The organism is Tropicibacter oceani (assembly GCF_029958925.1).
Taxonomy (GTDB): Bacteria; Pseudomonadota; Alphaproteobacteria; order Rhodobacterales; family Rhodobacteraceae; genus Pacificoceanicola; species Pacificoceanicola oceani.
Window position 1 is genome coordinate 1,975,849 of sequence record NZ_CP124616.1, and the last position, 22,554, is coordinate 1,998,402.

The 22,554-nt window shown below is 63.7% G+C and carries 21 protein-coding genes and 2 tRNA genes; 9 read left to right on the plus strand and 14 right to left on the minus strand.

What is annotated here, in order from left to right; all coding sequences use genetic code 11:
- The first annotated feature begins 22 nt into the window (after nucleotides 1-22).
- A complete protein-coding gene (locus QF118_RS09565; RefSeq protein ID WP_282298842.1) occupies nucleotides 23-637 on the plus strand; it encodes an inner membrane-spanning protein YciB in 615 nt (204 codons plus the stop codon).
- A gap of 53 nt (nucleotides 638-690) precedes the next feature.
- Here the strand turns inward: QF118_RS09565 and QF118_RS09570 are convergent, their stop codons facing one another.
- On the minus strand, nucleotides 691-1,128 hold the full coding sequence (locus tag QF118_RS09570) for an Lrp/AsnC family transcriptional regulator (protein WP_282298843.1): 438 nt from the start codon (nucleotides 1,126-1,128) through the stop codon (nucleotides 691-693).
- Between the two features lie 82 nt (nucleotides 1,129-1,210).
- Here QF118_RS09570 and QF118_RS09575 point away from each other — a divergent pair, with 82 nt between their 5' ends.
- From QF118_RS09575 to QF118_RS09590, 4 genes are all read left to right on the plus strand, one after another.
- On the plus strand, nucleotides 1,211-2,395 hold the full coding sequence (locus QF118_RS09575) for a type III PLP-dependent enzyme (protein WP_282298844.1): 1,185 nt from the start codon (nucleotides 1,211-1,213) through the stop codon (nucleotides 2,393-2,395).
- 40 nt (nucleotides 2,396-2,435) lie between these two features.
- Nucleotides 2,436-4,727, plus strand: a complete 2,292-nt coding sequence (locus tag QF118_RS09580) for a xanthine dehydrogenase family protein molybdopterin-binding subunit (protein ID WP_282298845.1) — start codon at nucleotides 2,436-2,438, stop codon at nucleotides 4,725-4,727.
- Nucleotides 4,705-5,763 (plus strand): T6SS phospholipase effector Tle1-like catalytic domain-containing protein, encoded by a 1,059-nt coding sequence (locus QF118_RS09585; protein WP_282298846.1) that lies wholly within the window; start codon nucleotides 4,705-4,707, stop codon nucleotides 5,761-5,763. The genes QF118_RS09580 and QF118_RS09585 overlap by 23 nt, the downstream gene beginning before the upstream one ends.
- Nucleotides 5,764-5,957: 194 nt before the next feature.
- Nucleotides 5,958-6,425: a CoA-binding protein gene (locus QF118_RS09590; RefSeq protein ID WP_282298847.1), complete on the plus strand. Its 468-nt coding sequence runs from the start codon at nucleotides 5,958-5,960 to the stop codon at nucleotides 6,423-6,425.
- Between the two features lie 58 nt (nucleotides 6,426-6,483).
- Here QF118_RS09590 and QF118_RS09595 read toward each other — a convergent pair whose 3' ends face one another.
- The 4 genes from QF118_RS09595 to hisA all read right to left on the minus strand — a co-directional run bounded on the left by QF118_RS09595 (nucleotide 6,484) and on the right by hisA (nucleotide 8,848).
- A complete protein-coding gene (locus QF118_RS09595; protein WP_282298848.1) occupies nucleotides 6,484-6,795 on the minus strand; it encodes a phosphoribosyl-ATP diphosphatase in 312 nt (103 codons plus the stop codon).
- A 10-nt stretch (nucleotides 6,796-6,805) separates the two neighbouring features.
- Nucleotides 6,806-7,213, minus strand: a complete 408-nt coding sequence (locus QF118_RS09600; RefSeq protein WP_282298849.1) for a hypothetical protein — start codon at nucleotides 7,211-7,213, stop codon at nucleotides 6,806-6,808.
- The gene (hisF, locus tag QF118_RS09605) at nucleotides 7,210-7,968 is read right to left on the minus strand and encodes an imidazole glycerol phosphate synthase subunit HisF (RefSeq protein WP_282298850.1); all 759 of its coding nucleotides are present in this window, start codon (nucleotides 7,966-7,968) and stop codon (nucleotides 7,210-7,212) included. The genes QF118_RS09600 and hisF overlap by 4 nt, the downstream gene beginning before the upstream one ends.
- A 160-nt stretch (nucleotides 7,969-8,128) precedes the next feature.
- Nucleotides 8,129-8,848, minus strand: a complete 720-nt coding sequence (gene hisA, locus QF118_RS09610) for a 1-(5-phosphoribosyl)-5-[(5-phosphoribosylamino)methylideneamino]imidazole-4-carboxamide isomerase (protein ID WP_282298851.1) — start codon at nucleotides 8,846-8,848, stop codon at nucleotides 8,129-8,131.
- 175 nt (nucleotides 8,849-9,023) lie between these two features.
- Between hisA and QF118_RS09615 the strand changes: the two genes are divergently transcribed.
- The gene (locus QF118_RS09615; protein WP_282298852.1) at nucleotides 9,024-9,404 is read left to right on the plus strand and encodes a DUF2147 domain-containing protein; all 381 of its coding nucleotides are present in this window, start codon (nucleotides 9,024-9,026) and stop codon (nucleotides 9,402-9,404) included.
- 126 nt (nucleotides 9,405-9,530) lie between these two features.
- Nucleotides 9,531-9,920 carry a DUF2147 domain-containing protein gene (locus tag QF118_RS09620; protein WP_282298853.1) on the plus strand — a complete coding sequence of 130 codons (390 nt, stop codon included), beginning with the start codon at nucleotides 9,531-9,533 and terminating at the stop codon, nucleotides 9,918-9,920.
- Here QF118_RS09620 and QF118_RS09625 read toward each other — a convergent pair.
- The 8 genes from QF118_RS09625 to QF118_RS09660 all read right to left on the minus strand — a co-directional run bounded on the left by QF118_RS09625 (nucleotide 9,913) and on the right by QF118_RS09660 (nucleotide 17,820).
- Nucleotides 9,913-10,575: a Dph6-related ATP pyrophosphatase gene (locus QF118_RS09625; RefSeq protein ID WP_282298854.1), complete on the minus strand. Its 663-nt coding sequence runs from the start codon at nucleotides 10,573-10,575 to the stop codon at nucleotides 9,913-9,915. The genes QF118_RS09620 and QF118_RS09625 overlap by 8 nt on opposite strands.
- On the minus strand, nucleotides 10,572-11,207 hold the full coding sequence (gene hisH / locus QF118_RS09630) for an imidazole glycerol phosphate synthase subunit HisH (protein WP_282298855.1): 636 nt from the start codon (nucleotides 11,205-11,207) through the stop codon (nucleotides 10,572-10,574). The genes QF118_RS09625 and hisH overlap by 4 nt, the downstream gene beginning before the upstream one ends.
- A 78-nt stretch (nucleotides 11,208-11,285) precedes the next feature.
- A complete protein-coding gene (gene hisB, locus QF118_RS09635) occupies nucleotides 11,286-11,873 on the minus strand; it encodes an imidazoleglycerol-phosphate dehydratase HisB (protein WP_282298856.1) in 588 nt (195 codons plus the stop codon).
- A 121-nt stretch (nucleotides 11,874-11,994) separates the two neighbouring features.
- Nucleotides 11,995-12,069 (minus strand) — tRNA-Gly (locus QF118_RS09640).
- Between the two features lie 80 nt (nucleotides 12,070-12,149).
- Nucleotides 12,150-12,224: transfer RNA gene (locus QF118_RS09645), tRNA-Gly, on the minus strand.
- A 97-nt stretch (nucleotides 12,225-12,321) separates the two neighbouring features.
- Complete coding sequence (locus QF118_RS09650) at nucleotides 12,322-12,834, minus strand: DUF2314 domain-containing protein (protein ID WP_282298857.1); 513 nt, start codon at nucleotides 12,832-12,834, stop codon at nucleotides 12,322-12,324.
- Nucleotides 12,835-13,101: 267 nt separating this feature from the next.
- Complete coding sequence (locus tag QF118_RS09655; protein ID WP_282298858.1) at nucleotides 13,102-16,545, minus strand: pyruvate carboxylase; 3,444 nt, start codon at nucleotides 16,543-16,545, stop codon at nucleotides 13,102-13,104.
- Nucleotides 16,546-16,680: 135 nt separating this feature from the next.
- Entirely contained in the window at nucleotides 16,681-17,820 is a 1,140-nt protein-coding gene (locus QF118_RS09660) for an alpha-hydroxy acid oxidase (RefSeq protein WP_282298859.1), read from the minus strand.
- A gap of 177 nt (nucleotides 17,821-17,997) precedes the next feature.
- Between QF118_RS09660 and QF118_RS09665 the strand changes: the two genes are divergently transcribed.
- Entirely contained in the window at nucleotides 17,998-20,421 is a 2,424-nt protein-coding gene (locus QF118_RS09665) for an ATP-dependent helicase (RefSeq protein WP_282298860.1), read from the plus strand.
- Between the two features lie 432 nt (nucleotides 20,422-20,853).
- Here QF118_RS09665 and QF118_RS09670 read toward each other — a convergent pair whose 3' ends face one another.
- A complete protein-coding gene (locus tag QF118_RS09670; RefSeq protein WP_282298861.1) occupies nucleotides 20,854-21,330 on the minus strand; it encodes an Lrp/AsnC family transcriptional regulator in 477 nt (158 codons plus the stop codon).
- Between the two features lie 119 nt (nucleotides 21,331-21,449).
- On the opposite strand from QF118_RS09670, the gene hppD reads away from it, so the two are divergent.
- Complete coding sequence (gene hppD, locus QF118_RS09675; protein ID WP_282298862.1) at nucleotides 21,450-22,547, plus strand: 4-hydroxyphenylpyruvate dioxygenase; 1,098 nt, start codon at nucleotides 21,450-21,452, stop codon at nucleotides 22,545-22,547.
- Nucleotides 22,548-22,554 lie beyond the last annotated feature (7 nt).

A 22,554-nucleotide genomic window follows, 5' to 3' on the forward strand; every position in this document is an offset into this window, starting at 1 on the left:
TCTGAGGCCAAAGGAGCCGCTCATGTCGCACAAACCGATCAATCCTGGCCTGAAGACTGCCCTGGAAATGGGGCCGATCCTGGCGTTTTTTGGTGCCTATCTCTGGCTCAAGGACCGGATTTTTGTCATCGGCGGGACCGAATACGAAGGCTTCATCGTCGTCACGGCGGCCTTCATCCCGGTTTTCCTGATCGCCACGGGCGTCTTGTGGAAACTGACCGGTCACCTCAGCCGGATGCAGGCGGTCACGGCGGTGTTGATCGTGGTCTTTGGCGGGCTGTCTGTCTGGCTGAACGACGAACGGTTCTTCAAGATGAAACCGACGCTGATTTACCTGTTGTTCGGCACCACGCTGGCCATCGGGCTGATGCGCGGAGAAAGCTGGCTGCGGTCGGTCATGGAAGGGCTGATGCCGCTCAAGCATCAGGGCTGGATGATCCTGACGCGGCGGGTGACCATGCTGTTCTTTGGTCTTGCGGTCCTGAACGAGGTGATCTGGCGCACGATGAGCACGGAAACCTGGGTCTATTTCAAGACCTTCGGGCTGACGGCGGCGATTTTCCTGTTCTTCATCTCGCAGTCCGGCCTGTTCAAGGCCTACAGCATCGAGGACGACAAGGACCCGGGCGCGCAATAGTCCATGCGCAATGCGGCGCCGAAGGTGAACACATCATTCGGCGCGTAGATCATTCACCCCTGACCACGGTCCATCTTGGTGCTGAGGTGGATCAGGCTTTCCGAGCTTTTGACCCCCTGCGCCTCGCCGATCAGGTCCAGCGTCCTGTCCAGTTCTTCGGTGGTCTGCGCGACCAGCGTCACGATCATGTCCACCCGCCCTGACGTCGTGTGCACCGCCTCGACCACCGGCAGTTTGCGCAGCCGCGCCAGAACGGCCGCGCCCGCACGCGGCTCGATGCTGATCAGCACCGTGGCCCGCAGCGCCGGGCGCAGCGCCGCCCCGCGCCGGATGGTAAACCCGTCGATCAAACCGCGAGTCTGCAGCCGTTCGATCCGCGCCTGCACCGTGGTGCGCGCAATCCCCAGTCTCCGCGCCAGATCCGCAACCGGCAGCCGCGCGTCTTCGGACAGCAGGGTGATCAGCCGTTGGTCGATTTCGTCGATTTGCATGAATCCTCCGTCGATATGACGAAAATGATGACTCGCCCTGACTCTTTTGCCTAGAGAAATCGCAGCAAAAGCCCCGCACTCTTTGTCAAAAGAACAAGAGGCGCGCACCATGGGCTTTCATTCCGACATCGCAACAACCCCCGCCGACTGGCTGGTCCGGCACCAGCCCGACGATCCGGTGTTTTTCTTTTCGCCCGATACCCTGCGCCAGACGCTGAGCCGCTTTCAAACCGGCTTTCCGGGCGAGGTGACCTATGCGGTCAAGGCCAACCCGGGCACCGAGGTTCTGGCCACGCTGGCGGATCATGGCATGCAGGCCTTTGACGTCGCCTCCTGCGCCGAGATGGCGCAGGTGCGCGCCGCCCATCCGGGGGCGCGCCTGCACTATCACAACCCGGTCCGCTCGCGTCAGGAAATCGACAGCGCGCGGGCCTTTGGCATCACATCGTGGTCGATCGACCGGATAAGCGAGCTGGACAAGCTTGGCCCGATCGAAGGGCAGGAAATCGCCGTTCGGCTCAAGCTGCCGGTGGCCGGCGCGGCCTATGATTTCGGCAGCAAGTTCGGCGCCGATCCGCAAACCGCCGTTGCTTTGCTGCGCTGCGTGCAGGATCGCGGCGGGCGGGCCAGCATGACCTTTCACCCCGGCACCCAGTGCGATGATCCCGCGCCTTGGGTCCACTACATCAAGGCCTGCGCCGATATCGCCGCCGGTGCGGGCACCGCGCTGCACCGGCTGAATGTGGGCGGCGGGTTTGCCGCCCATCGCGGGCAATGCGCGCCTGACCTGACCCGGGTCTTTGACGCGATAGGGCAGGCTTCGCGCGCCAGCTTTGTCGCCCCACCGCGGCTGGTCTGCGAGCCGGGCCGCGCCATGATCGCCGATGCCTATACCCTGGCGCTGCGCGTCAAGGCGGTCAGCGATGACACCGTGTTCCTGAACGATGGCCTTTATGGCAGCCTGATGGAGTGGCGCGACCTGCCGCCGCCCGACCGGATGCACGCCTTTTCTGCCGACGGTCAGCCGCGCGTCGGGGCACAAAGCCCGCGCCATGTCTTTGGCCCGACCTGCGACAGCCTTGACCGTCTGCCCGTACCCTTGCCCCTGCCGCAGGACCTGCAGGCCGAGGACTATCTGGTGATCGACGGCATGGGCGCCTATGCCAACTGTCTTGCCACCGCGTTCAACGGCTATGGCACCGCGCGGATCGTCCCGCATCAGGCGCAATCGCCGCAGATGACTGGACACTGGCGCGACGTCTTCTAATGTCCCCCGCAACAGGTATTGTCGCGGAAGGGAAACGGCCATGGACAAATTCGGAAAAAGTCAATCGGTCGCTCGGGTCGAAGACAGCCGCTTTTTGACGGGGCAGGGGCGCTATGTCGACGACATCACCCCCGATGGCGCGCTGCGGGCCTATGTCTTCCGCTCGCCCGTGGCGCATGCGGTGATCACCACGCTGGATCTGGAGCAGGCGCGGGCGGCTGACGGGGTACACCTGGTCCTGTCGGCGCAGGACCTGCAGGCGCAGGGCATCACCGAGGGCATGCACTTTGTCCGCATGAAGAACCGCGACGGCACCGAAGGCGCCGCCCCGCGCCGTCCGATCCTGGCCGAAGAGCGCCTGCGCTTTGTCGGAGAGCCGATCGCCCTGATCGTCGCCGAAACGCTTGAACAGGCAAAGGACGCGGCCGAGCTGATCGAACTGGATTATGACGACCTGCCGGTCCACATGGACCTGGTCGCCGCAGGGCAGCCTCTGCACGACGATATCCCCGACAACAGGGTGTTCGATTTCGGCATCGGCGACGAAGCGGCCACCGCCCGCGCGCTGGAGGCATCGCACCGCGTCGTGCGGCTGGAAGTGGGCGACAACCGGGTCATCGTCAATTCGATGGAGCCGCGCGGCTGTTTCGCCGAATGGCACGACGGCAAGGTGCACCTGTCCTTCAACGGGCAGGGCGTCTGGGGCATGAAGGGCGAACTGGTCCGGGTTCTTGGCCTGACCGAGGACAAGGTCCGCGTCACCAACCCCGACGTGGGCGGCGGTTTCGGCATGAAGGGGATGCCCTATCCCGAATATTTCGCGGTGCCGCTGGCGGCCCGCATCCTGGGGCGCCCGGTGCGCTGGATGTCGGACCGGACCGAGGCGATGCTGTCCGACAACGCCGGCCGCGACCTGGTGACCATGGCCGAACTGGGCTTTGACGAAAACAACAAGATCACCGCCTACCGCGTGCACAACATCAGCAACCTTGGGGCCTATTGTTCCAACTTTGCGCAGGCGATCCAGTCGAACCTGTTCGCCCGGGTGCTGACTGGCACCTACGACATCCAGACGGCTTACATGCGCTGCGAAGGCATCCTGACCAATACCACGCAGGTCGATGCCTATCGCGGCGCCGGCCGCCCCGAGGCGATCTATGTGCTGGAACGGATCATGGACCGCGCGGCGCGCGACTTGGGGGTCGATCCGCTGGAATTGCGTCGCCTCAATTTCGTCAAGGAATTCCCGTACAAGACAGTGACCGGAGAAACCTACGACGTGGGCGATTTCCCCCGCGTTCTGGATCATGCGGTAAAATCCGCCGATCTTGCGGGCTTTGCAGCGCGCAGGGCGGCGTCCGAGGCGCAGGGCAAACTGCGCGGGCTTGGGCTTTGTTACTATATCGAAAGCATTCTGGGCGATCCTAGCGAAAGCGTTCAGGTTGACTTTACTCAGGAGGGCGGCGCGCTGATCTACGTGGGCACACAGTCGAACGGGCAAGGACATGAAACCGTCTTTGCACAGTTCCTGTCCGATCAGACGGGCATTCCCGCCGACAAGATCCAGGTGGTTCAGGGCGATTCCGACCTGATCGCCAAGGGTGGCGGCACCGGCGGGTCACGGTCCGTCACCGTGCAGGCCAATGTCACGCTGACCGCCGTGCGCGCCATGGTCGAGGGATTCACGCAGTTCCTGGCCGGTGAAATGGGCGTTTCCCCCGAAGACGTCACCTTTGACGACGAACAGTTCCGCGCCGAGGGGTCGAACCTGCACCCCACCATGCTGGAGGCGGCGCAGATGGCCCGCGAGGCCGGGCGCGAGGACCTGCTGGTCTGGCAGGCGCGCGAACAGCTGCCCGCCCGCAGCTTTCCCAACGGCGCCCATTTCGCCGAGGTCGAGATCGACGTCGAGACCGGGCAGGTGGTCTGTGACCGCTATCACGTGGTCGACGACTTCGGGAACCTGATCAACCCCATGCTGGCCGAAGGCCAGGTGCATGGCGGTGTCGCCCAGGGGCTGGGTCAGGCGCTGAGCGAACATGTGGTCTATGACGAGACGGGGCAGCTGCTCACCGCAACGTTCATGGACTACGCGATGCCAAGGGCCGACAGTATGCCCATGGTTCACTTCGAAACCGAGCCGGTGCCATCGACGGCCAACCCCATGGGCATGAAAGGTTGCGGCGAGGCGGGAACCGTCGGGGCCATGGCGGCGTTGGGCAATGCAGTGCAGGATGCGCTTTGGGCGCGTGGGATCAAACAGGTTGATATGCCATTCACACCGCACAGGGTGTGGGAGATGTTGAGGAATGAACGGATCGCGGCTGAGTGATACACTTCTTGGATGGGTCCGGCGGCGTTTTGCCACCGGCCATTCGGCCTATGCGCCCCGACGGGGCCCGATCGATCACGTCATCATCCTGGACGGCACCATGTCGTCGCTGCGCCCGGGCGAGGAAACCAACGCGGGCCTGACCTATCGCCTTTTGAGTGAGGCCGGCCATGCCTCGCTGTATTACGAGGCGGGGGTGCAGTGGTCTGACTGGTGGTCAACGGCGGATGTGATCATCGGCAAGGGCATCAATCGCCAGATCCGCCGCGCCTATGGCTATCTTGCCTCGCGCTATCGCGCCGGCGACCGGATCATCCTGATGGGCTATTCGCGCGGGGCCTATGCGGCGCGCTCGCTGGCGGGGATCATCGACCGGGTCGGGTTGGTCCGGGCGGAACATGCAACCGAACGCAACGTGCATCAGGCCTATCGGCTGTATCAATACAACCCAGATGGCGAGGCGGCAGGCGCCTTTCGCAAGCTGTGCTGCCATGCCGAGGCGCCGATCGAAATGGTCGGGGTCTGGGATACGGTCAAGGCGCTGGGCCTGCGCTTGCCGCTGATCTGGCGGTTCTACCGGGATGAACACGCCTTTCATAACGACGATTTGGGCGCGTCGATCAAGCACGGCTATCACGCGCTGGCCCATGACGAAACGCGGCTGGCCTATGCCCCGGTGCTGTGGTCCTGCCCGCCCGGCTGGGAAGGGCGGATCGAGCAGGTCTGGTTCCGCGGCACCCATGGCGACATCGGCGGCCAGCTGGGCGAATTCCAGGAAGCGCGCGGCCTGTCGAACATCCCGCTGGTCTGGATGCTGGAGCGGCTGGAGCGTTGCGGTGTCGATCTGCCCGAAGGGTGGCGCGACCGGTTCCCTTGCGATCCGGCTGCGCCGTCGGTGGGCACTTGGTCGGGGATCGCCAAGCTGTTCGTGTTGCGCCACGCGCGGCGTGTCGGGCGCGATCCGTCGGAAAAGGTGCATGCCTCCTTGCAGCGGATTGCCCGCAAAACCGGGTGGACGAGGCTGCGTCTTGGCTGATTTTCGCTGCCGTCAAGAAAAATGTTCACGAATTCTTTACAGCCCTTTCAACTGTGGCATTCGTGCCTATATCACCTTCAGGTCGCGGGGCCGGAACCCCCGCGAAACCTTCACTGTCCCTCGTTCCGTGACTGGCGCCCGGGCTATGCCCCGGGCGCTTTTTCTTTTTCGCAAAGGGGGATAGGCTGCAGCCCATGACCTATTCAGACGCCTTTTTGAAAGACATCCTGACACGCACCAAGGTGGTGGCCGTGGTCGGCGTGTCGATGAACCCGGTGCGGCCCAGCTATTATGTGGCGCGCTATCTGTCGCTCAAGGGGTATCGGGTCATTCCGGTGAACCCTGGGCACGCGGGCAAGATGCTGTTTGGTCAGCAGGTGCGGGCGAGCCTGGCCGACTGCCCCGAGGATGTGGACATGGTCGATATCTTTCGCCGGTCCGAGCATGTGCCAGAGGTGGTGCAAGAGGCATTGGAGGCGCTGCCAAGCCTGCGCACGGTCTGGATGCAGATCGGGGTCGAAAACGCCGAAGCCGCGGCGATGGCGCAAGCGCGCGGGGTGGATGTGATCCAAGATCGCTGCCCCAAGATCGAATACCAGCGCCTGTTTGGCGAATTGCGCATGGGCGGCTTTGCGACCGGGGTGATTTCCTCGAAACTGTGACGGGGTGCGGCGCTGTTTGCCTGCGGCAAAGGCGCCCCGCCCACCGTCCCGGATCCGCCTAGCCCTGGCGCGATGCCTTTTCAGCAAGGCCGGACTGGCTTTGCCGGGCGTCCAGCACCGCCATGACCTGCGCCAGGCTCACGCCGCGGGCGTGCAGCATCACCAGCAGGTGAAACAGCACATCCGCCGCCTCGGAGGCGAGTTTTTCAGGGTCGTTCCTGACCGCTTCGATCACCGCCTCGATCGCCTCTTCGCCGAACTTTTCGGCGCATTTTTCCGGGCCCTTGGCCAGCAGCTTGGCGGTCCAGCTGTCCTCGGGCGAGGCTTTGGCGCGCGCGCTTACGATCTGTTCAAGCTCTTCTAGGGTCATGGTGGGTCCTTTACAGGCGGCTGTCCTGGGTCTGGATGCGGTCGATCAGGGTCCAGATTTGCGGCTCCATTGGGGTGCCCAGAACCTGGGCGCGGGCAAGCGGGGTAAAGACCGGGCGGGCCTTGGTCGCGGCCTCGTCGTCCCAGTCCAGAAGGGCGGGGCCGTCGGCGCCGATGCCGATGCGCAGGCCCCAGCGTTCGTCGGGGCCTGCGCCTTCTGTCCAGTCCCCGATGTAAAGATTGACCAGCGGCAGGTGGCTGGGGGCGTCATGGGTGACGCCCACGGTGTACCAGCCGGCGGACAGATCGCCCACCTCGAGATAGCCGGTCACCACGGTCGTGGGCGCGCCGCAGCAGTTGCAGGCGGTGTGCTCCACCTCGCCCTCGCGGACGGTGACGTTCTGGCCGTCGCTGTTCAAAGCCGGACCGGCACACCGGCGGCGGCCATATGCGCCTTGGCCTGCGCGATGGTGAAGGTGCCAAAGTGAAAGATCGAGGCCGCCAGAACGGCGCTGGCATGGCCTTCCGTGACGCCCTCGACCAGGTGATCCAGCGTGCCGACCCCGCCGCTTGCGATCACGGGGATGTTGACGGCGTCGGCGATGGCGCGGGTCAAGGGCAGGTTGAAGCCCGCCTTGGTGCCGTCGCGGTCCATCGAGGTCAGCAGGATTTCCCCGGCGCCCTTGGCCGCGATCATCACGGCAAAGTCCACCGCGTCGATGCCGGTGGATTTGCGCCCGCCATGGGTAAAGATTTCCCATCGGCCGGGTTCCACGGTCTTGGCGTCGATGGCGCAGACGATGCACTGGCTGCCGAAATGATCGGCGGCATCAGCGACAACGTCCGGGTTGGCAACGGCGGCCGAGTTGAAGCTGACCTTGTCAGCCCCGGCCAGCAGCAGCGCCCGCACATCGGCGGTGGTACGCACCCCGCCGCCCACGGTCAGCGGTATAAAGCATTGTTCGGCGGTCCGGGTTACCACGTCGAACATGGTGCCACGGTTTTCATGGGTCGCGTGGATGTCGAGGAAACAGATCTCGTCCGCGCCGGCGGCGTCATAGGCGCGGGCGGCGTCCACCGGGTCGCCTGCGTCGACCAGATCGACAAAGTTCACACCTTTGACGACGCGGCCATCGGCGACATCAAGGCAGGGAATGATGCGGGTTTTCAACATGGCTGTGAGGTAGCGCGAAATGCAGGGGCTTGTGAAGCCTGTTGCGACGCGATGGCCGGTTTTTGAAACACAAAGACCCGCGCAATGCGGTGCACGGGCCTTTGTTCACGCCAAGGGGGCGCGGGGCGCGCATCGCCCGTCCGGTGCAAGGCAGGGCGCGTTATTTCAGCGCCTTGATCGCCTCTTTGAGGTCCAGCGCGCCGTCATACAGCGCACGGCCCGAAATGGCGCCGTTCAAGGGCGCACCGCAGTTGCGTAGCGCCTTGATGTCCTTCAGCGACGACACCCCGCCCGAGGCGATCACCGGGATCGTCACGGCATTGGCCATGGCGGCGGTGTATTCGACGTTCGGCCCCTGCATGGCGCCATCGCGGTTGATGTCGGTATAGATGATCGCGGCGACACCGTCGTTTTCAAAGGATTTGGCCAGTTCGACCGCGTCCACATCCGTCACCTCGGCCCAGCCCTTGGTGGCAACCTTGCCATCCTTGGCGTCGATCCCCACGGCGATCTTGCCGGGAAAGGCGCGGGCCGCCTCGCGTACCAGCGCCGGGTTTTCCACGGCGACGGTGCCCAGAATCACGCGGGCCAGCCCTTTGGACAGCCATGTTTCGATCGTGGCCATGTCGCGGATGCCGCCGCCCAGCTGCGCGGGGGTGTTGGTCTGCTTCAGGATCGCCTCGACCGCGGCGCCGTTCACCGGCTCGCCTGCAAAGGCACCATTCAGGTCAACCAGGTGCAGCCATTCGCAGCCCGCCGCGACGAATTCCAGCGCCTGCGCGGCGGGGTCGTCGTTGAACACGGTGGCCTTGTCCATGTCACCGCGCAAAAGGCGCACGGCCTTGCCGTCTTTCAGGTCGATGGCGGGATAAAGGATCATTTTGGACTGCCCTTCCAATTGGTTGCCAGCCCCTTAGTCTGACGCAAGGGCAAGTGCAACCCGTCGCTTGGCCGCGCGTCGTCACGTCATGACGTGACCCGTCCCTACGTCAACCTTGATCCGCGCGAAATTTCTGCGCCAAGCTGCCACCATCACTCTAGGGAGGAGAGACACAATGAAAACTCGTCTGCTTGCAGCGGCGCTGGTGGCCCTTGCCGGGATGGCCCACGCGGACCCGGTCGAAGGCATCTGGAAAACCCAGGTCGATGATGGCGCCTATGCGCATGTGACCATCGCGCCCTGCGGCGCGGCCATCTGCGGCGTGATCGCGCGCACCTTCAATTCCAGCGGCGAATACAAGTCCGAGAACATCGGCAAAAAGCTGGTCTGGGACATGCAGGCCGCAGGGTCGGGGAATTACAAGGGCGGCAAGATCTGGCAGCCCTCGACCGGCAAGGTCTTCAGCTCCAAGATGGCGCTGTCGGGCAATACGCTCAAGGTGTCGGGCTGCGTCGGGCCGATCTGCAAGAAACAAACCTGGAGCCGCGTGAACTGACATCGGCGGAACGGCGCCTGATCGCCGGGCCACTGCACGCAGGCCACTGGAAAGGGGCCGGGTGGCTCCTTATCTAAGAGAGGCAGGCCAAGCATGGCCTGCCTTTTGCACGATGGGCACCCCGACATGAAACCCTTTGCCTTTGCTGCTGCTCTGGCGTTGCTGGCTGCGCCGGCCTTCGCCGCTGATCCCGCTGTCGGCCTTTGGAAAACCCAGCCCGATCGCAAGAACCTGACCAGCCATATCCAGATCACCGCCTGCGGCCCGGCGCTGTGCGGCAAGGTGATCAAGGCCTTTGACTCCAAGGGCCAGGAAGTGTCGACGCCGAATGTCGGCAAGCCGCTGTTCTGGGATCTCAAGCCCGCAGGGGCAGGGCGCTATGACGGGGGCACGGTCTATGTGCCGCTGCTCAACGTGACCGCCAAGGCCAAGGCCGAGCTTTCGGGCAGCACCCTGCGTGTGACCGGCTGCAAGGGGCTGGTCTGCGACGGGCAAACCTGGACGCGCATCAACTAAGCGGGATCACATCCGCATAGACATAACCGTCGCACACCACGGTTTCGCCAACCTCGTGCGCAATGGGGCCGCAAAAGCCGGGGGCCATCGTGACAACGGTGTGGAATTCGCCATTCTCGCCGCAGGGGTCGACCCCTGCAGGCAGGGCCTCGATCAAATCCTTGTCCCAGACCTGACCGGCCAGCGCCTGCGGCACCCGCGCCGGATCGCAGGTGACGATTCGCGCCTCGATCCCGTCGCTCAGCATGGCCTTGGCAAGGGGGGTGGTGGGGCGCCCCCAAAGCGGGAAAAGCGGCGTCAGCCCGCTGCCTGCCAGCCTGTCCTCGCGATAACGGCGAATGTCCTCAAGGAACAGATCGCCAAAGACGATGTGGGTGATCCCGCGCGCCGTGGCCTGCGCCATGCGCGCCTCGTACTCCTTGTTCGGGCATGGCCAGGGCAGGGCAACCTCGATCAGCGGCAGACCCAGGGCCGCGGCCTGCGCCCGCAGCAGGGCGCCGCGCGTTCCATGCATCGCCACCCGGTCATGGGTCTCGTTCACCGTGGTCAAAAGCGCCTCGATCTGCGCCAATCCGCCCTGGCGGCAGACATGCAAGGCATAGGCGCAGTCCTTGCCCGACGACCAGCTGAGCACGGCGCGCGGCGCGCCCGTCACGGCCGCCAGGACAGAAAGTTGGCTATCATCCGCAGTCCGGTGCCGGCGCTTTTCTCGGGGTGGAATTGCAGCCCGATACGGTTGCCTTGCCCGACGATCGCCGTGACGTCGCCGCCATAATCCACATGCGCGATCCGCTGTTCGGGGCTGGCCAGCCGCATCTGGTAGGAATGGACGAAATAGGCATGATCGCCCGTCTCGATGCCCTCAAGAACCGGATGCGGGCGCTCGATCACCAAATCGTTCCACCCCATGTGCGGCACTTTCAGCGCTGTATCGCCGGGCGTGATGCGCATCACTTCGCCGTCGATCCAGCCCAGCCCTTCGCATTCCTCGTATTCATGCCCCATGCGGGCCATCAACTGCATCCCGACGCAGATCCCCAAAAAGGGCCGGCCACGCTGCTCGACGGCCTCGATCATGGCCTCGAAACACCCCGAGGCGCGCAAGGCCTTGGCGCAGGACGGAAAGGCCCCATCGCCCGGCAGCACGATATGATCGGCCCGCGCCACGACATCCGGATCATCGGTGATCACAACCTTGGCGCCGCCGGTCTCGGCCGCCATCTTCTGAAACGCCTTCTCGGCCGAATGCAGGTTGCCGCTTTCGTAGTCGATAATTGCCGTCAGCATCGCTCGCCCATGCTTCTTTGTGCCCAAAATATCCCGGGGAGCGCGAGGGGCAGCGCCCCTCGTTTCCCCCGCCAGCGCCTAAAGCGCGCCCTTTGTCGACGGGATCTCGTCGCTCTTGCGCAGATCCTGCTCGACCGCCTCGCGCAGCGCCCGGGCCACCGCCTTGAAGGCCGCCTCGACGATATGGTGCGAATTGAACCCGTGCAGCGCATCCACGTGCAAGGTGATCCCGCCATGGGTGCTCAGCGCCTGAAAGAACTCGCGCACCAACTCGGTGTCGAAACTGCCGATCTTCTGGCTCGGCAGGTCCAGCGACCAAACCAGGAAAGGCCGCCCCGACAGGTCCAGCGCAGCCCGCACCAGGGCATCATCCATCGGCAAAAGGCACGACCCATAGCGCCGGATCCCGCGCTTGTCCCCCAGCGCCTGCGCCAGCGCCTGGCCCAGGGCAATCCCGGTGTCCTCGACCGTGTGGTGATCGTCGATATGCAGATCGCCCTCGGCGCGCACCGTCATGTCAATCAAGGCGTGTCGCGACAACTGGTCCAGCATGTGGTCGAAAAAGCCGACGCCGGTCTGGTTGTCATAACGTCCCGACCCATCCAGATCGATCTCGACCTCGATAAGGGTTTCGGCGGTCTTGCGGCTGATCTTGGCCTTGCGCATCTGCTGCTCTCCTTGCTCCATGGGCGTTATAGGCCCAAGTCCCCGGCGCGCCAATAGCACGCGCGCTGCATCGCAGCGCTTCGTGTCGATACTGGCCAAGATCGAAGAAGAAGGAAGAAAATGGAGCGGGCGAGGCGATTCGAACGCCCGACCCTAACCTTGGCAAGGTTATGCTCTACCCCTGAGCTACGCCCGCGCGCCATTTTCATCTGGCCTCTCCCGCGTGATCGTCAGTCCTGCGGACCTGTGATCAACGCCTTGAAAAGGCCTCCCATTTGGAGCGGGCGAGGCGATTCGAACGCCCGACCCTAACCTTGGCAAGGTTATGCTCTACCCCTGAGCTACGCCCGCGTGCCAAATGGTGAGGGGGGATTTAACGCCGCCCGGGACAGGGCGCAAGAGGAAATTTGCCCCTCTCACGGCTTTTCTTTCACAGCGCCCGATGTGGTCAGAAACAGATGTCCGGATCGTCGCAAACATCCTCGGGGCGCGGGCCTTCATCGGCAATATCCGCCCAAAGCCTCGGCACCGGCCGCTCGACCAGCGTGGCGCGAATCTGCGCGGCAATCGCCGGCTCGCTGATGTCCAGAACGACGCGGGTGCTGAAATACCCGTAATACCGCCCGTCGACCGCCTGAACGGCCCAATCGGCAATCTGCGAATAGTTGAAAGTGATCGGGCTGCGCAGCGCCTTGCCAGGCATGTGACGCGGATGCCCGGCCAGGGTGCCCTGGAACCCCTTGCCCTTGCGGCGGATATTGTCGACCCAGATCATCTCGACCTTGACGGTCTGATCCGGCACCGGCACCGCGACCCACAGCGCAAGCGAAGGGCTGAAATAGCCGTGCTTTTTCTGCGTGCCCCCCAGCGCCGAAGGCAAACTGTGCCGCGCCTGCCGAAAGGCTTCCGCCATCTGGTAATCGGTGGTCACCACCTTGATCACCCGAACCTCCGCCTGCACCGGCACAGCGGCGCAGAACGCAACTCCCAGGCAAACCGCCCTCGAAGCCTGACGCATGGTTGGTCCTTCCCCCAAAGGATTGATCGATCGGCACAAAGCCAAGCCTAGCGACAGCAATCGCGCAGGACAACAGCGCAAGACAGAGACAGACGCCCCCTGCTTCCAATTGCCAAAAATATCCCGGGGGAGCCCCAAAGAGGCGGGGGCAGCGCCCCCAAAAGCCCGAGCAGATTTTTCACCGAAAAATCTGCTCGGGCTCAAGCCGGATCACTCGAATTCGACCAAAAGGTCCTTGGCATCGATCTGGCCGCCGGGCTGCACATGTACGGCCTTCACGACCGCATCGCGCTCGGCGTGCATCCCGGTTTCCATCTTCATCGCTTCGATGGTCAGCAGCAGATCGCCGGTCTTGACCTTGGCGCCAGCCTGCACCGCGACCGAGGCCACAACACCCGGCATCGGCGCACCGACGTGGTTGGGGTTGCCCAGTTCCGCCTTGGGCCGCGCCGCCGTGGTGGCCGCCGCCTTGCGGTCGGGCACGCGAATGGTCCGCGGCTGGCCGTTCAACTCGAAAAAGACCTTCACGTTGCCGTCTTCCTGCGTCTCGCCCACGGCTTGCAGCAGGATCTCCAGCGTCTTGCCCGGGTCGATCTCGGCGGTGATCTCCTCGCCCGGCTGCATGCCGTAGAAAAAGGTCTTGGTCGGCAGCGACCGAACCGGACCATAGGTGCGGTGACGGCCCATGTAGTCCAGGAAAACCTTGGGATACATCAAATAGCCGTTCAGATCCTCGTCATCGACGGGTTTGCCCTCCAGCTCCTTGGACAGCCGGGCGCGGGTTTCCTCGATATCGACCGGTGCGGCGTGCAGGCCGGGGCGGTCAGAGAACGGCTTTTCGTCCTTCAGGATCTTCTTCTGGATTGCCTTCGGCCAGCCGCCCGGGGGTTGGCCCAGGTTGCCCTTCATCATGTCGATCACCGAATCGGGGAAGGACAACTCGACCGAGGGGTCCTCGACCTGCGCCCGCGTCAGGCCCTGCGACACCATCATCAGCGCCATGTCGCCAACCACCTTCGAGGACGGCGTCACCTTGACGATATCGCCGAACATCTGGTTCACGTCGGCATAGGTCTGGGCGACCTCGTGCCACTTTTCTTCCAGTCCCAGCGACCGCGCCTGCGCCTTGAGGTTGGTGAACTGACCGCCCGGCATTTCGTGCAGATAGACTTCGGACGCCGGGGCCTGAAGGCCGGATTCAAAGGCCGCGTACTGGCCGCGCACCGCCTCGAAATAGTTGGAAATCTCGCGAATCGCGCCGATGTCCAGCCCGGTGTCCCGCTCGGTAAAGCGCAGCGCCTCGACCACCGATCCCAGTGTCGGCTGCGAGGTGTTGCCCGAGAACGAATCCATCGCCGCATCGACCACGTCCACGCCCGCCTTGGAGGCTTCGATGATCGTGGCAATCGCCGCACCGCTGGTGTCATGGGTGTGGAAGTGGATCGGCAGTCCGACCTCCTCCTTCAGCGCCTTGACCAGCGCCCCGGCGGACGACGCCTTGAGCAGACCGGCCATGTCCTTGAGCCCAATGACATGCGATCCCGCATCGCGCAGTTCCTTGCCCATGGCGACATAGTATTTCAGGTCATACTTGGCGCGGTCCGGATCAAGGATGTCGCCGGTATAGCAGATCGTCCCTTCCAGCACGCGGCCGGTGTCCAGCACCGCGTCCATGGCGACGCGCATGTTTTCGACCCAGTTCAGGCTGTCAAAGACGCGGAAGACGTCGACGCCGGTTTCCGCCGCCTGTTTGACAAAGAACTGCACCACGTTGTCGGGGTAGTTGGTGTAGCCCACCCCATTGGCGCCGCGCAGCAGCATCTGGGTCATCAGGTTGGGCATGCGGGCGCGCAGGTCGCGCAGGCGCTGCCAGGGGCATTCCTGCAAGAACCGGTAGGCCACATCAAAGGTCGCGCCGCCCCAGCATTCGACCGAGAACAGCTGCGGCAGGTTGTGGGCATAGGCCGGGGCCGCGCCGATCATGTCGACCGAGCGCATCCGCGTCGCCAGCAGCGACTGGTGCCCGTCGCGCATGGTGGTGTCGGTGATCAGCAGCTGCTTTTGCGCCAGCATCCAGTCGGCGACGGCCTGCGGGCCTTTTTCGTCCAGCAGGGTCTTGGTGCCGGGGGCGGGGGCTTCGGCCCGCAGTTTCGGCGCGCGGGCCGGTTTGAGATCGGCTGCGGGGCGCACGCGGCCTTCGGTTTCCGGGTGCCCGTTCACGGTGATATCCGCGATATAGGTCAGCACCTTGGTGCCGCGGTCGCGGCGCTTGGAAAACTGGAACAGCTCGGGCGTCGTGTCGATGAACTTGGTGGTATACTGATTGTTCAGGAACACCGGGTGTTTCAGCAGGTTGATGACGAATTCGATGTTCGTGGTCACGCCGCGGATACGGAATTCGCGCAGGGCGCGGTCCATCCGGCGGATCGCCTGTTCCGGCGTCGGGGCCTTGGCCGTCACCTTGACCAGCAGGCTGTCGTAATAGCGGGTGATCACCCCGCCGGCATAGGCGGTGCCGCCGTCCAGGCGGATGCCCATGCCCGTCGCACTGCGATACGCCGTGATGCGGCCATAGTCGGGGATGAAGTTGTTGGCCGGGTCCTCGGTCGTGATCCGGGTCTGCAGGGCATGGCCGTTCAGGCGGATGTCGTACTGCGACGCCTTGCCGGTGGCCTCGGCCAGCGATTTGCCCTCGGCGATCAGGATCTGCGCCTGCACGATGTCGATGCCCGTGACCTCTTCGGTGACGGTGTGTTCGACCTGAACGCGCGGGTTGACCTCGATGAAGTAGAATTTGCCGGTGTCCATATCCATCAGGAATTCGACGGTGCCGGCGCATTCATAGTTCACATGGGCGCAGATCTTGCGGCCCAATTCGCAGATTTCCTCGCGCTGGGCCTCGGACAGGTAGGGCGCGGGGGCGCGTTCCACGACCTTCTGGTTGCGGCGCTGGACCGAACAGTCGCGTTCGTAAAGGTGATAGATGTTGCCATGGCTGTCGCCCAGGATCTGCACCTCGACGTGGCGGGCGCGGATGATCATCTTTTCCAGATAGCCTTCGCCGTTGCCAAAGGCGGCCTCGGCCTCGCGGCGGCCTTCCAGCACCTTTTCCTTCAGCTCGTCGGGGCCGTTGACCGGGCGCATGCCGCGACCGCCGCCGCCCCAGGATGCCTTGAGCATCAGCGGATAGCCGACAGCCTCGGCCTCTTTGGTGATGGCGTCGAAATCATCACCCAGAACCTCGGTCGCGGGGATGACCGGCACGCCGGCCTCGATCGCGACGCGGCGGGCGCTGGCCTTGTCGCCAAGGGCGCGCATGGTTTCCGCCCTGGGGCCGATAAAGGTGATGCCGTTCGCCACGCAGGCGTCGACGAAATCGGGGTTTTCCGACAAGAGGCCATAGCCGGGGTGGATCGCGTCGGCGCCGCTTTCCTTGGCGACCCGGATGATTTCATCAATTGACAGGTAGGCCTGAACCGGGCCCAGCCCTTCGCCGATGCGATACGCCTCGTCCGCCTTGAAGCGGTGCAGGCCCAGCTTGTCCTCTTCTGCATAGACCGCCACGGTCTTTTTGCCCATTTCGTTGGCCGCACGCATGATGCGGATGGCAATTTCGCCCCGGTTGGCGATGAGAATTTTCTTGAATTCGGGCATCTGGCAGTTCCTGACCGTGGTTTGGCGTGACGTCGCGAAGTGTGACGGGAGTATGAACGACACGCTGCGATGCAGCGCAAGGGGGTTTGCAAATTTGTTAATTCAGAGGGGTATTTTTGCTAATATGCAAATCCCTCAGGCCAACAGGCGTTTTGACAGATCGGCAAGGTGATGCGTGCCCAATTGGGCCATGTTCAGCTTCATGTCGTCGGTCAGGATATGGGTCAGGTGGGCGGGGCCCTTTGCCCCAAGCGCGGCCACCGCATAGTGCCAGGCGCGGCCCAGCATGACGAAATCCGCCCCCAGCGCCAAGGCCCGCAGCACATCCATCCCCGCGGCGACGCCGCTGTCGAAGATCACCGGGAAATCGGGGCCGACGGCCTGGCGCACCTTTGGCAGCTGGGTGATGGCGGCGGGGCCGGGTTCGAACTGGCGGGCCGAGTGGTTCGAGACCCAGATCGCATCGACGCCTTCGCCGACCAGCCGTTTCGCGGCGACCGGACACATGACGCCCTTGACCAGCAGATCGCCCTGCCATTCGTCGCGCAGCGCCTTTAGCGTGTCCCAGTCGGGGGTGCCGCGAATGATGTGCCCGGCGTGATGCAGGCTGGAGCGCGGATCGGTCTGATCGACATAGCTTTCGGGCAGCACGATGCGCGGCGCGCCGATTTTCAGGGTGCGCAGCGACCATTCGGGGTGGGTGAGCACCTCCCAGACCACGCGCGGGGTGATTTTTGGCGGCAGGGTCAGCTTGGCCCGGCGCTGGCGTTCGCGGCGCGAATCGTCCGGCACGTCAACGGTGAAGATCAGCTTGGTAAAGCCGCTGTCGCGGGCGCGTTTCAGCATGTCGCGGCGAATCTCGGGGTCGGCGGGGCAATAGAGCTGATACCAGCCCATGTCGCCGGCGATCGGTCCGATTTCTTCGGGCAGGCGGGTGGCAACGGTCGACAGGCCAAAGGGGATGCGGGTCTGGGCGGCATGGGTCGCCAGCATCCGTTCCGCCCCGGGCCACATCAGGCCTGACATGCCCACGGGCGCAATGCCGAAGGGGCGCGAATACTCGGTTCCCATGAAGGTCGTGGTGAAATCGGGACCGACCCTGCCGGGCAGGATGTCGGGCATGAAATGCACGGCATCCAGCGCGTCGCGGTTGCGTTTTGCCTGAAGCTCGGCGCCGGTGCTGCTGTCGAGGTATTCAAAGGCGAAATGCGGGATGCGCCTGCGGGCCTTGGCGCGCAGGTCGGAGACGGCGGGGTAGGTCAGGTCCAGATCCATGGTGGCATTTGGGGCGGGATCGGTGGGTTTGTCCAGAGGGCGTGTCTGTGGGGGAGCGGGCAGGGGCTCTGCCCCGTCGCTTGCGCGACTCCCCGGGATATTTTTGGCACAAAGAAACGTGGGAACATTATGCGAACGTGACTTTTGTTTGCGGCGCGGGGGCGCTATGTTTTGCGCATGAGCAGTTTTGATGACTTTGATGCCTTTGAAGGCGCGTCCCTGTCGGCCCGGGCCATGGCGGCGCGGCCGATGCCCTATCTGGATGAGCTGAACCCGGCGCAGCGCGCGGCGGTCGAGGCTTTGGATGGGCCTGTCTTGATGCTGGCCGGGGCGGGGACCGGCAAGACCAAGGCGCTGACCGCGCGGATCGTGCATCTGCTGAACACCGGGCGGGCGCGGCCGAATGAGATATTGTCGGTGACCTTCACCAACAAGGCTGCGCGCGAGATGAAGAATCGCGTCTCTGGTTTGTTAGGGCAGGCGGTCGAGGGGATGCCCTGGCTGGGGACCTTCCATTCGATCTGTGTGAAATTGCTGCGCCGTCATGCGGAATTGGTGGGGCTGAAGTCGAATTTCACCATTCTGGATACGGACGATCAGTTGCGCCTGCTCAAGCAATTGGTGCAGGCGGCGGGAATCGACGACAAACGCTGGCCCGCGCGGCAGTTGGCGGGGGTGATCGACAACTGGAAGAACCGGGCTTTGACGCCGGACAAGATCCCGGCGGCGGATGCGGGGGCCTACAACCACCGCGGGGCGGAGCTTTATGCGCAATACCAGGTGCGGTTGCGTGAACTCAATGCCGTGGATTTTGGTGATCTGCTCTTGCACATGGTGGTGATTTTCCAGACCCACGAGGATGTGCTGGAGCAGTATCAGCGCTGGTTCCGCTATATTCTGGTGGACGAGTACCAGGATACCAACGTGGCGCAATACATGTGGCTGCGGCTGCTGGCGCAAAGACATCGCAACATCTGTTGCGTGGGCGACGATGACCAGTCGATCTATGGTTGGCGCGGCGCCGAGGTGGGCAATATCCTGCGCTTTGAAAAGGATTTTCCCGGCGCGCATGTGGTGCGGCTGGAGCAGAATTACCGCTCGACCCCGCATATTCTGGCGGCGGCGTCCTCGGTCATTCGTGGCAATGCCAATCGGTTGGGCAAGGAGCTGTGGACCGAAGCGCAGGAGGGCGAAAAGCTTCGTCTGATCGGCCATTGGGACGGCGAGGAAGAAGCGCGCTGGATCGGCGAAGAGATCGAGTCGATGCAGGGGGGCACGCGCGGGATGCGGGGCTTTTCCCTGGATGACATGGCGATTTTGGTGCGCGCCTCGCACCAGATGCGGGCCTTTGAGGATCGGTTCCTGACCATCGGATTGCCCTACCGGGTGATTGGCGGGCCGCGGTTCTATGAACGCATGGAGATCCGTGATGCCATGGCCTATTTCCGGCTGGTGGTGTCGCCCTCGGACGATCTGGCGTTCGAGCGGGTGGTGAACACGCCCAAGCGCGGGCTGGGCGACAAGGCGCAGCAGACCATCCAACAGATTGCGCGCGCCAATGGCGTGCCTTTGCTGGACGGGGCGGCGCTGGCGGTGGAGCAGGGCGCGATCAAGGGCAAGGGCGCCAAGGCGCTGGGCGAATTCGTGGTGAATATCGCGCGCTGGGGCCGGATGATGCGCGGCACCGTGGCGGTGGACAGCGATGATGTTCTGGACGATCTGGCGCAGCCGATGGCCTCGACCCCCGAGGTCAGCCATATCGAGTTGGCGCAGATCATCCTGGACGAATCCGGCTATACCGAGATGTGGCAGAACGACAAGACGCCCGAGGCGCCGGGCCGTCTTGAGAACCTCAAGGAACTGGTCAAGGCGCTGGAATCCTTTGAGAATATTCAGGGGTTTCTGGAGCACGTCAGCCTTGTCATGGACAACGACAGCGACGATGGCGGGGCCAAGGTATCGATCATGACGCTGCACGCGGCCAAGGGGCTGGAGTTTCCCGTGGTGTTCCTGCCGGGCTGGGAGGACGGGTTGTTCCCGTCGCAACGCTCGATGGACGAAAGCGGGGTCAAGGGGCTGGAGGAGGAGCGGCGGCTTGCCTACGTCGGGATCACCCGCGCCGAAGAGGTCTGTACCATTTCCTTTGCCGGGAACCGCCGGGTGTTCGGGCAATGGCAGTCGCAGATGCCGTCGCGTTTCGTCGATGAACTGCCCGAAGAGCATGTGGAGGTGCTGACGCCTCCGGGGCTGTATGGCGGCGGCTATGGGGCGGCTGCCAGCGCGGGGATGTCCGGGGGAATGACCCCGGGGATGGAAAGCCGTGTGGCCTCGGCCAATGTCTATAATTCACCCGGCTGGAAGCGGCTGCAATCGCGGCAGGGGGACCGGCCGGTCAGCCAGCCCAAGGAAAGCCGCAACACGGTGATCGATCTGCAGGCGGTCAGCGCCTATACCATGGGGGAACGGGTGTTCCACGATAAGTTCGGCTATGGCGAGATCGTCGGGATCGAGGGCGACAAACTGGAGATCGCCTTTGACAAGGCGGGGACCAAGAAGGTGGTGTCGCGCTACATCTGTTCCGCAGATGATGTGCCATTTTAGGTCGCGAAAGCCCCGTCTTTCGCGACCGGTGGGCAAGGGTGTCTTTTCGCAAAGCGAAAGGATCACCAGCCCGCACCGTTGACATTCCGGACGCATCCGGTTCCGCGAAAGCCCCGTCTTTCGCGACCGGTGGGCAAGGGTGTCTTTTCGCAAAGCGAAAGGATCACCAGCCCGCACCGTTGACATTCCGGACGCATCCGGTTCCGCGAAAGCCCCGTCTTTCGCGACCGGTGGGCAAGGGTGTCTTTTCGCAAAGCGAAAGGATCACCAGCCCGCACCGTTGACATTCCGGACGCGCCCGGTTCCGCGAAAGCCCCGTCTTTCGCGACCGGTGGCAGGGTGTTCATTTTGACTTGAAACGGAGCAGGGGGCTCTGCCCCCTCGGCCTGCGGCCTCACCCCCGGGATATTTGGGGCAAGAGGAAGCAGGCGGTCAATCGACCGGTAGCGGCGCGTCCTTTTTGGGCTGGTCCATGACGATCTGGCTGTGGACGCGGGAGACCGAAGGGTGCGCCAGAAGGACGTCATGGATCAGCCGGTTCAGGGCCGCAAGATCGGGGCAGTAGACGCGCAGCAGATAGTCGGCTTCGCCGGTCATGGTCCAGGCCGAGGTGATCTCGGATCGGGTGGTCAGCAGGCGGGTGAAGCTGGCGCCCTGCTGGGCGCCGTGGCTGGCCAGTTGCACCTGGATGAAGGCTTGCACGTCGAGGCCAAGGCGCGCCGGGTCAAGTCGGGCGCGGTAGCCCTGGATCAGGCCGCTTTCTTCGAGGCGTTGGCGGCGGCGGCCGATCTGGCTGGCCGACAGGTTCAGGGATTCGGACAGGTCCTGCGCCGTGGCCTGGGCGTTCTTTTGCAGCGCGGTCAGCAGGGCGCGGTCGGTGGCATCAAGTTGCGTGCGGGATTGTTGCATGGAGATTGTGTATCACGCGGGTTTCGCGCGTTCAATTGGATTGATCGGGCCGATATGCGCGCAGATTGCGCGAGGATTGGGGTATCTTGTGCATCACACGCGCAAACAGGAGGAATATCATGGGCCCTTTCCCGCACGACGCCCCGCAGTCGAAGATCACCGCCGAGAACCCCGCCGGGACCGATGGCTTTGAATTTGTCGAATTCGCCCATCCCGACCCGCAAGAGCTGCGCGATCTGTTTACCCGGATGGGCTATGCCCATGTGGCCAACCACAAGACCAAGAAGGTCGAGCTTTGGCAGCAGGGCGACATCACCTATGTGCTGAACGCCGAACCGGGCAGTTTTGCCGCGCGCTTTGTCGATGAACACGGCCCCTGCGCGCCGTCGATGGCCTGGCGGGTGGTCGATGCGCAAAAGGCCTTTGACCATGCGGTCAAGATGGGCGCCGAGCCCTATGAGGGCAAGGACAGGACCGTGGACTGGCCGGCGATCAAGGGCATCGGCGGCAGCCTGCTGTATTTCACCGACCAGTATTACGACACCTCGCCCTATAACGAGGAGTTCACCTGGATCGAGCAGAGCAAACCGCGCGGCGTCGGCTTTTACTACCTGGATCACCTGACGCACAACGTGTTCAAGGGCAATATGGACAAGTGGTTCCAGTTCTATGGCACGCTGTTCAATTTCCGCGAAATCCGGTTCTTTGACATCGAGGGCAAGTTCACGGGGCTGTTCAGCCGCGCGTTGACCTCGCCCTGTGGGCGCATCCGGATTCCGATCAACGAAGATCGCGGTGAGACCGGCCAGATCGTCGCCTATCTGAAGAAATACAAGGGTGAGGGCATTCAGCACATCGCCGTGGGCGCGCGGGACATCTATGACGCCACCGACAAGATCGCGGACAACGGGCTGAAGTTCATGCCGGGGCCGCCGGATGCCTATTACGCGCTGTCGTTCGACCGAGTCACCGGCCACCAGGAACCGGTGGACCGGATGAAAAAACATGGCATCCTGATTGACGGCGAAGGCGTGGTCGATGGCGGCGAAACCAGGATCCTGTTGCAGATCTTTTCCAAAACGGTGATCGGGCCGATCTTTTTCGAGTTCATCCAGCGCAAGGGCGATGACGGCTTCGGCGAGGGCAACTTCAAGGCGCTGTTCGAATCCATCGAGCGAGAGCAGATCGCCAGCGGAGAGCTGTCGGCAGCCGAATGATCCTGCC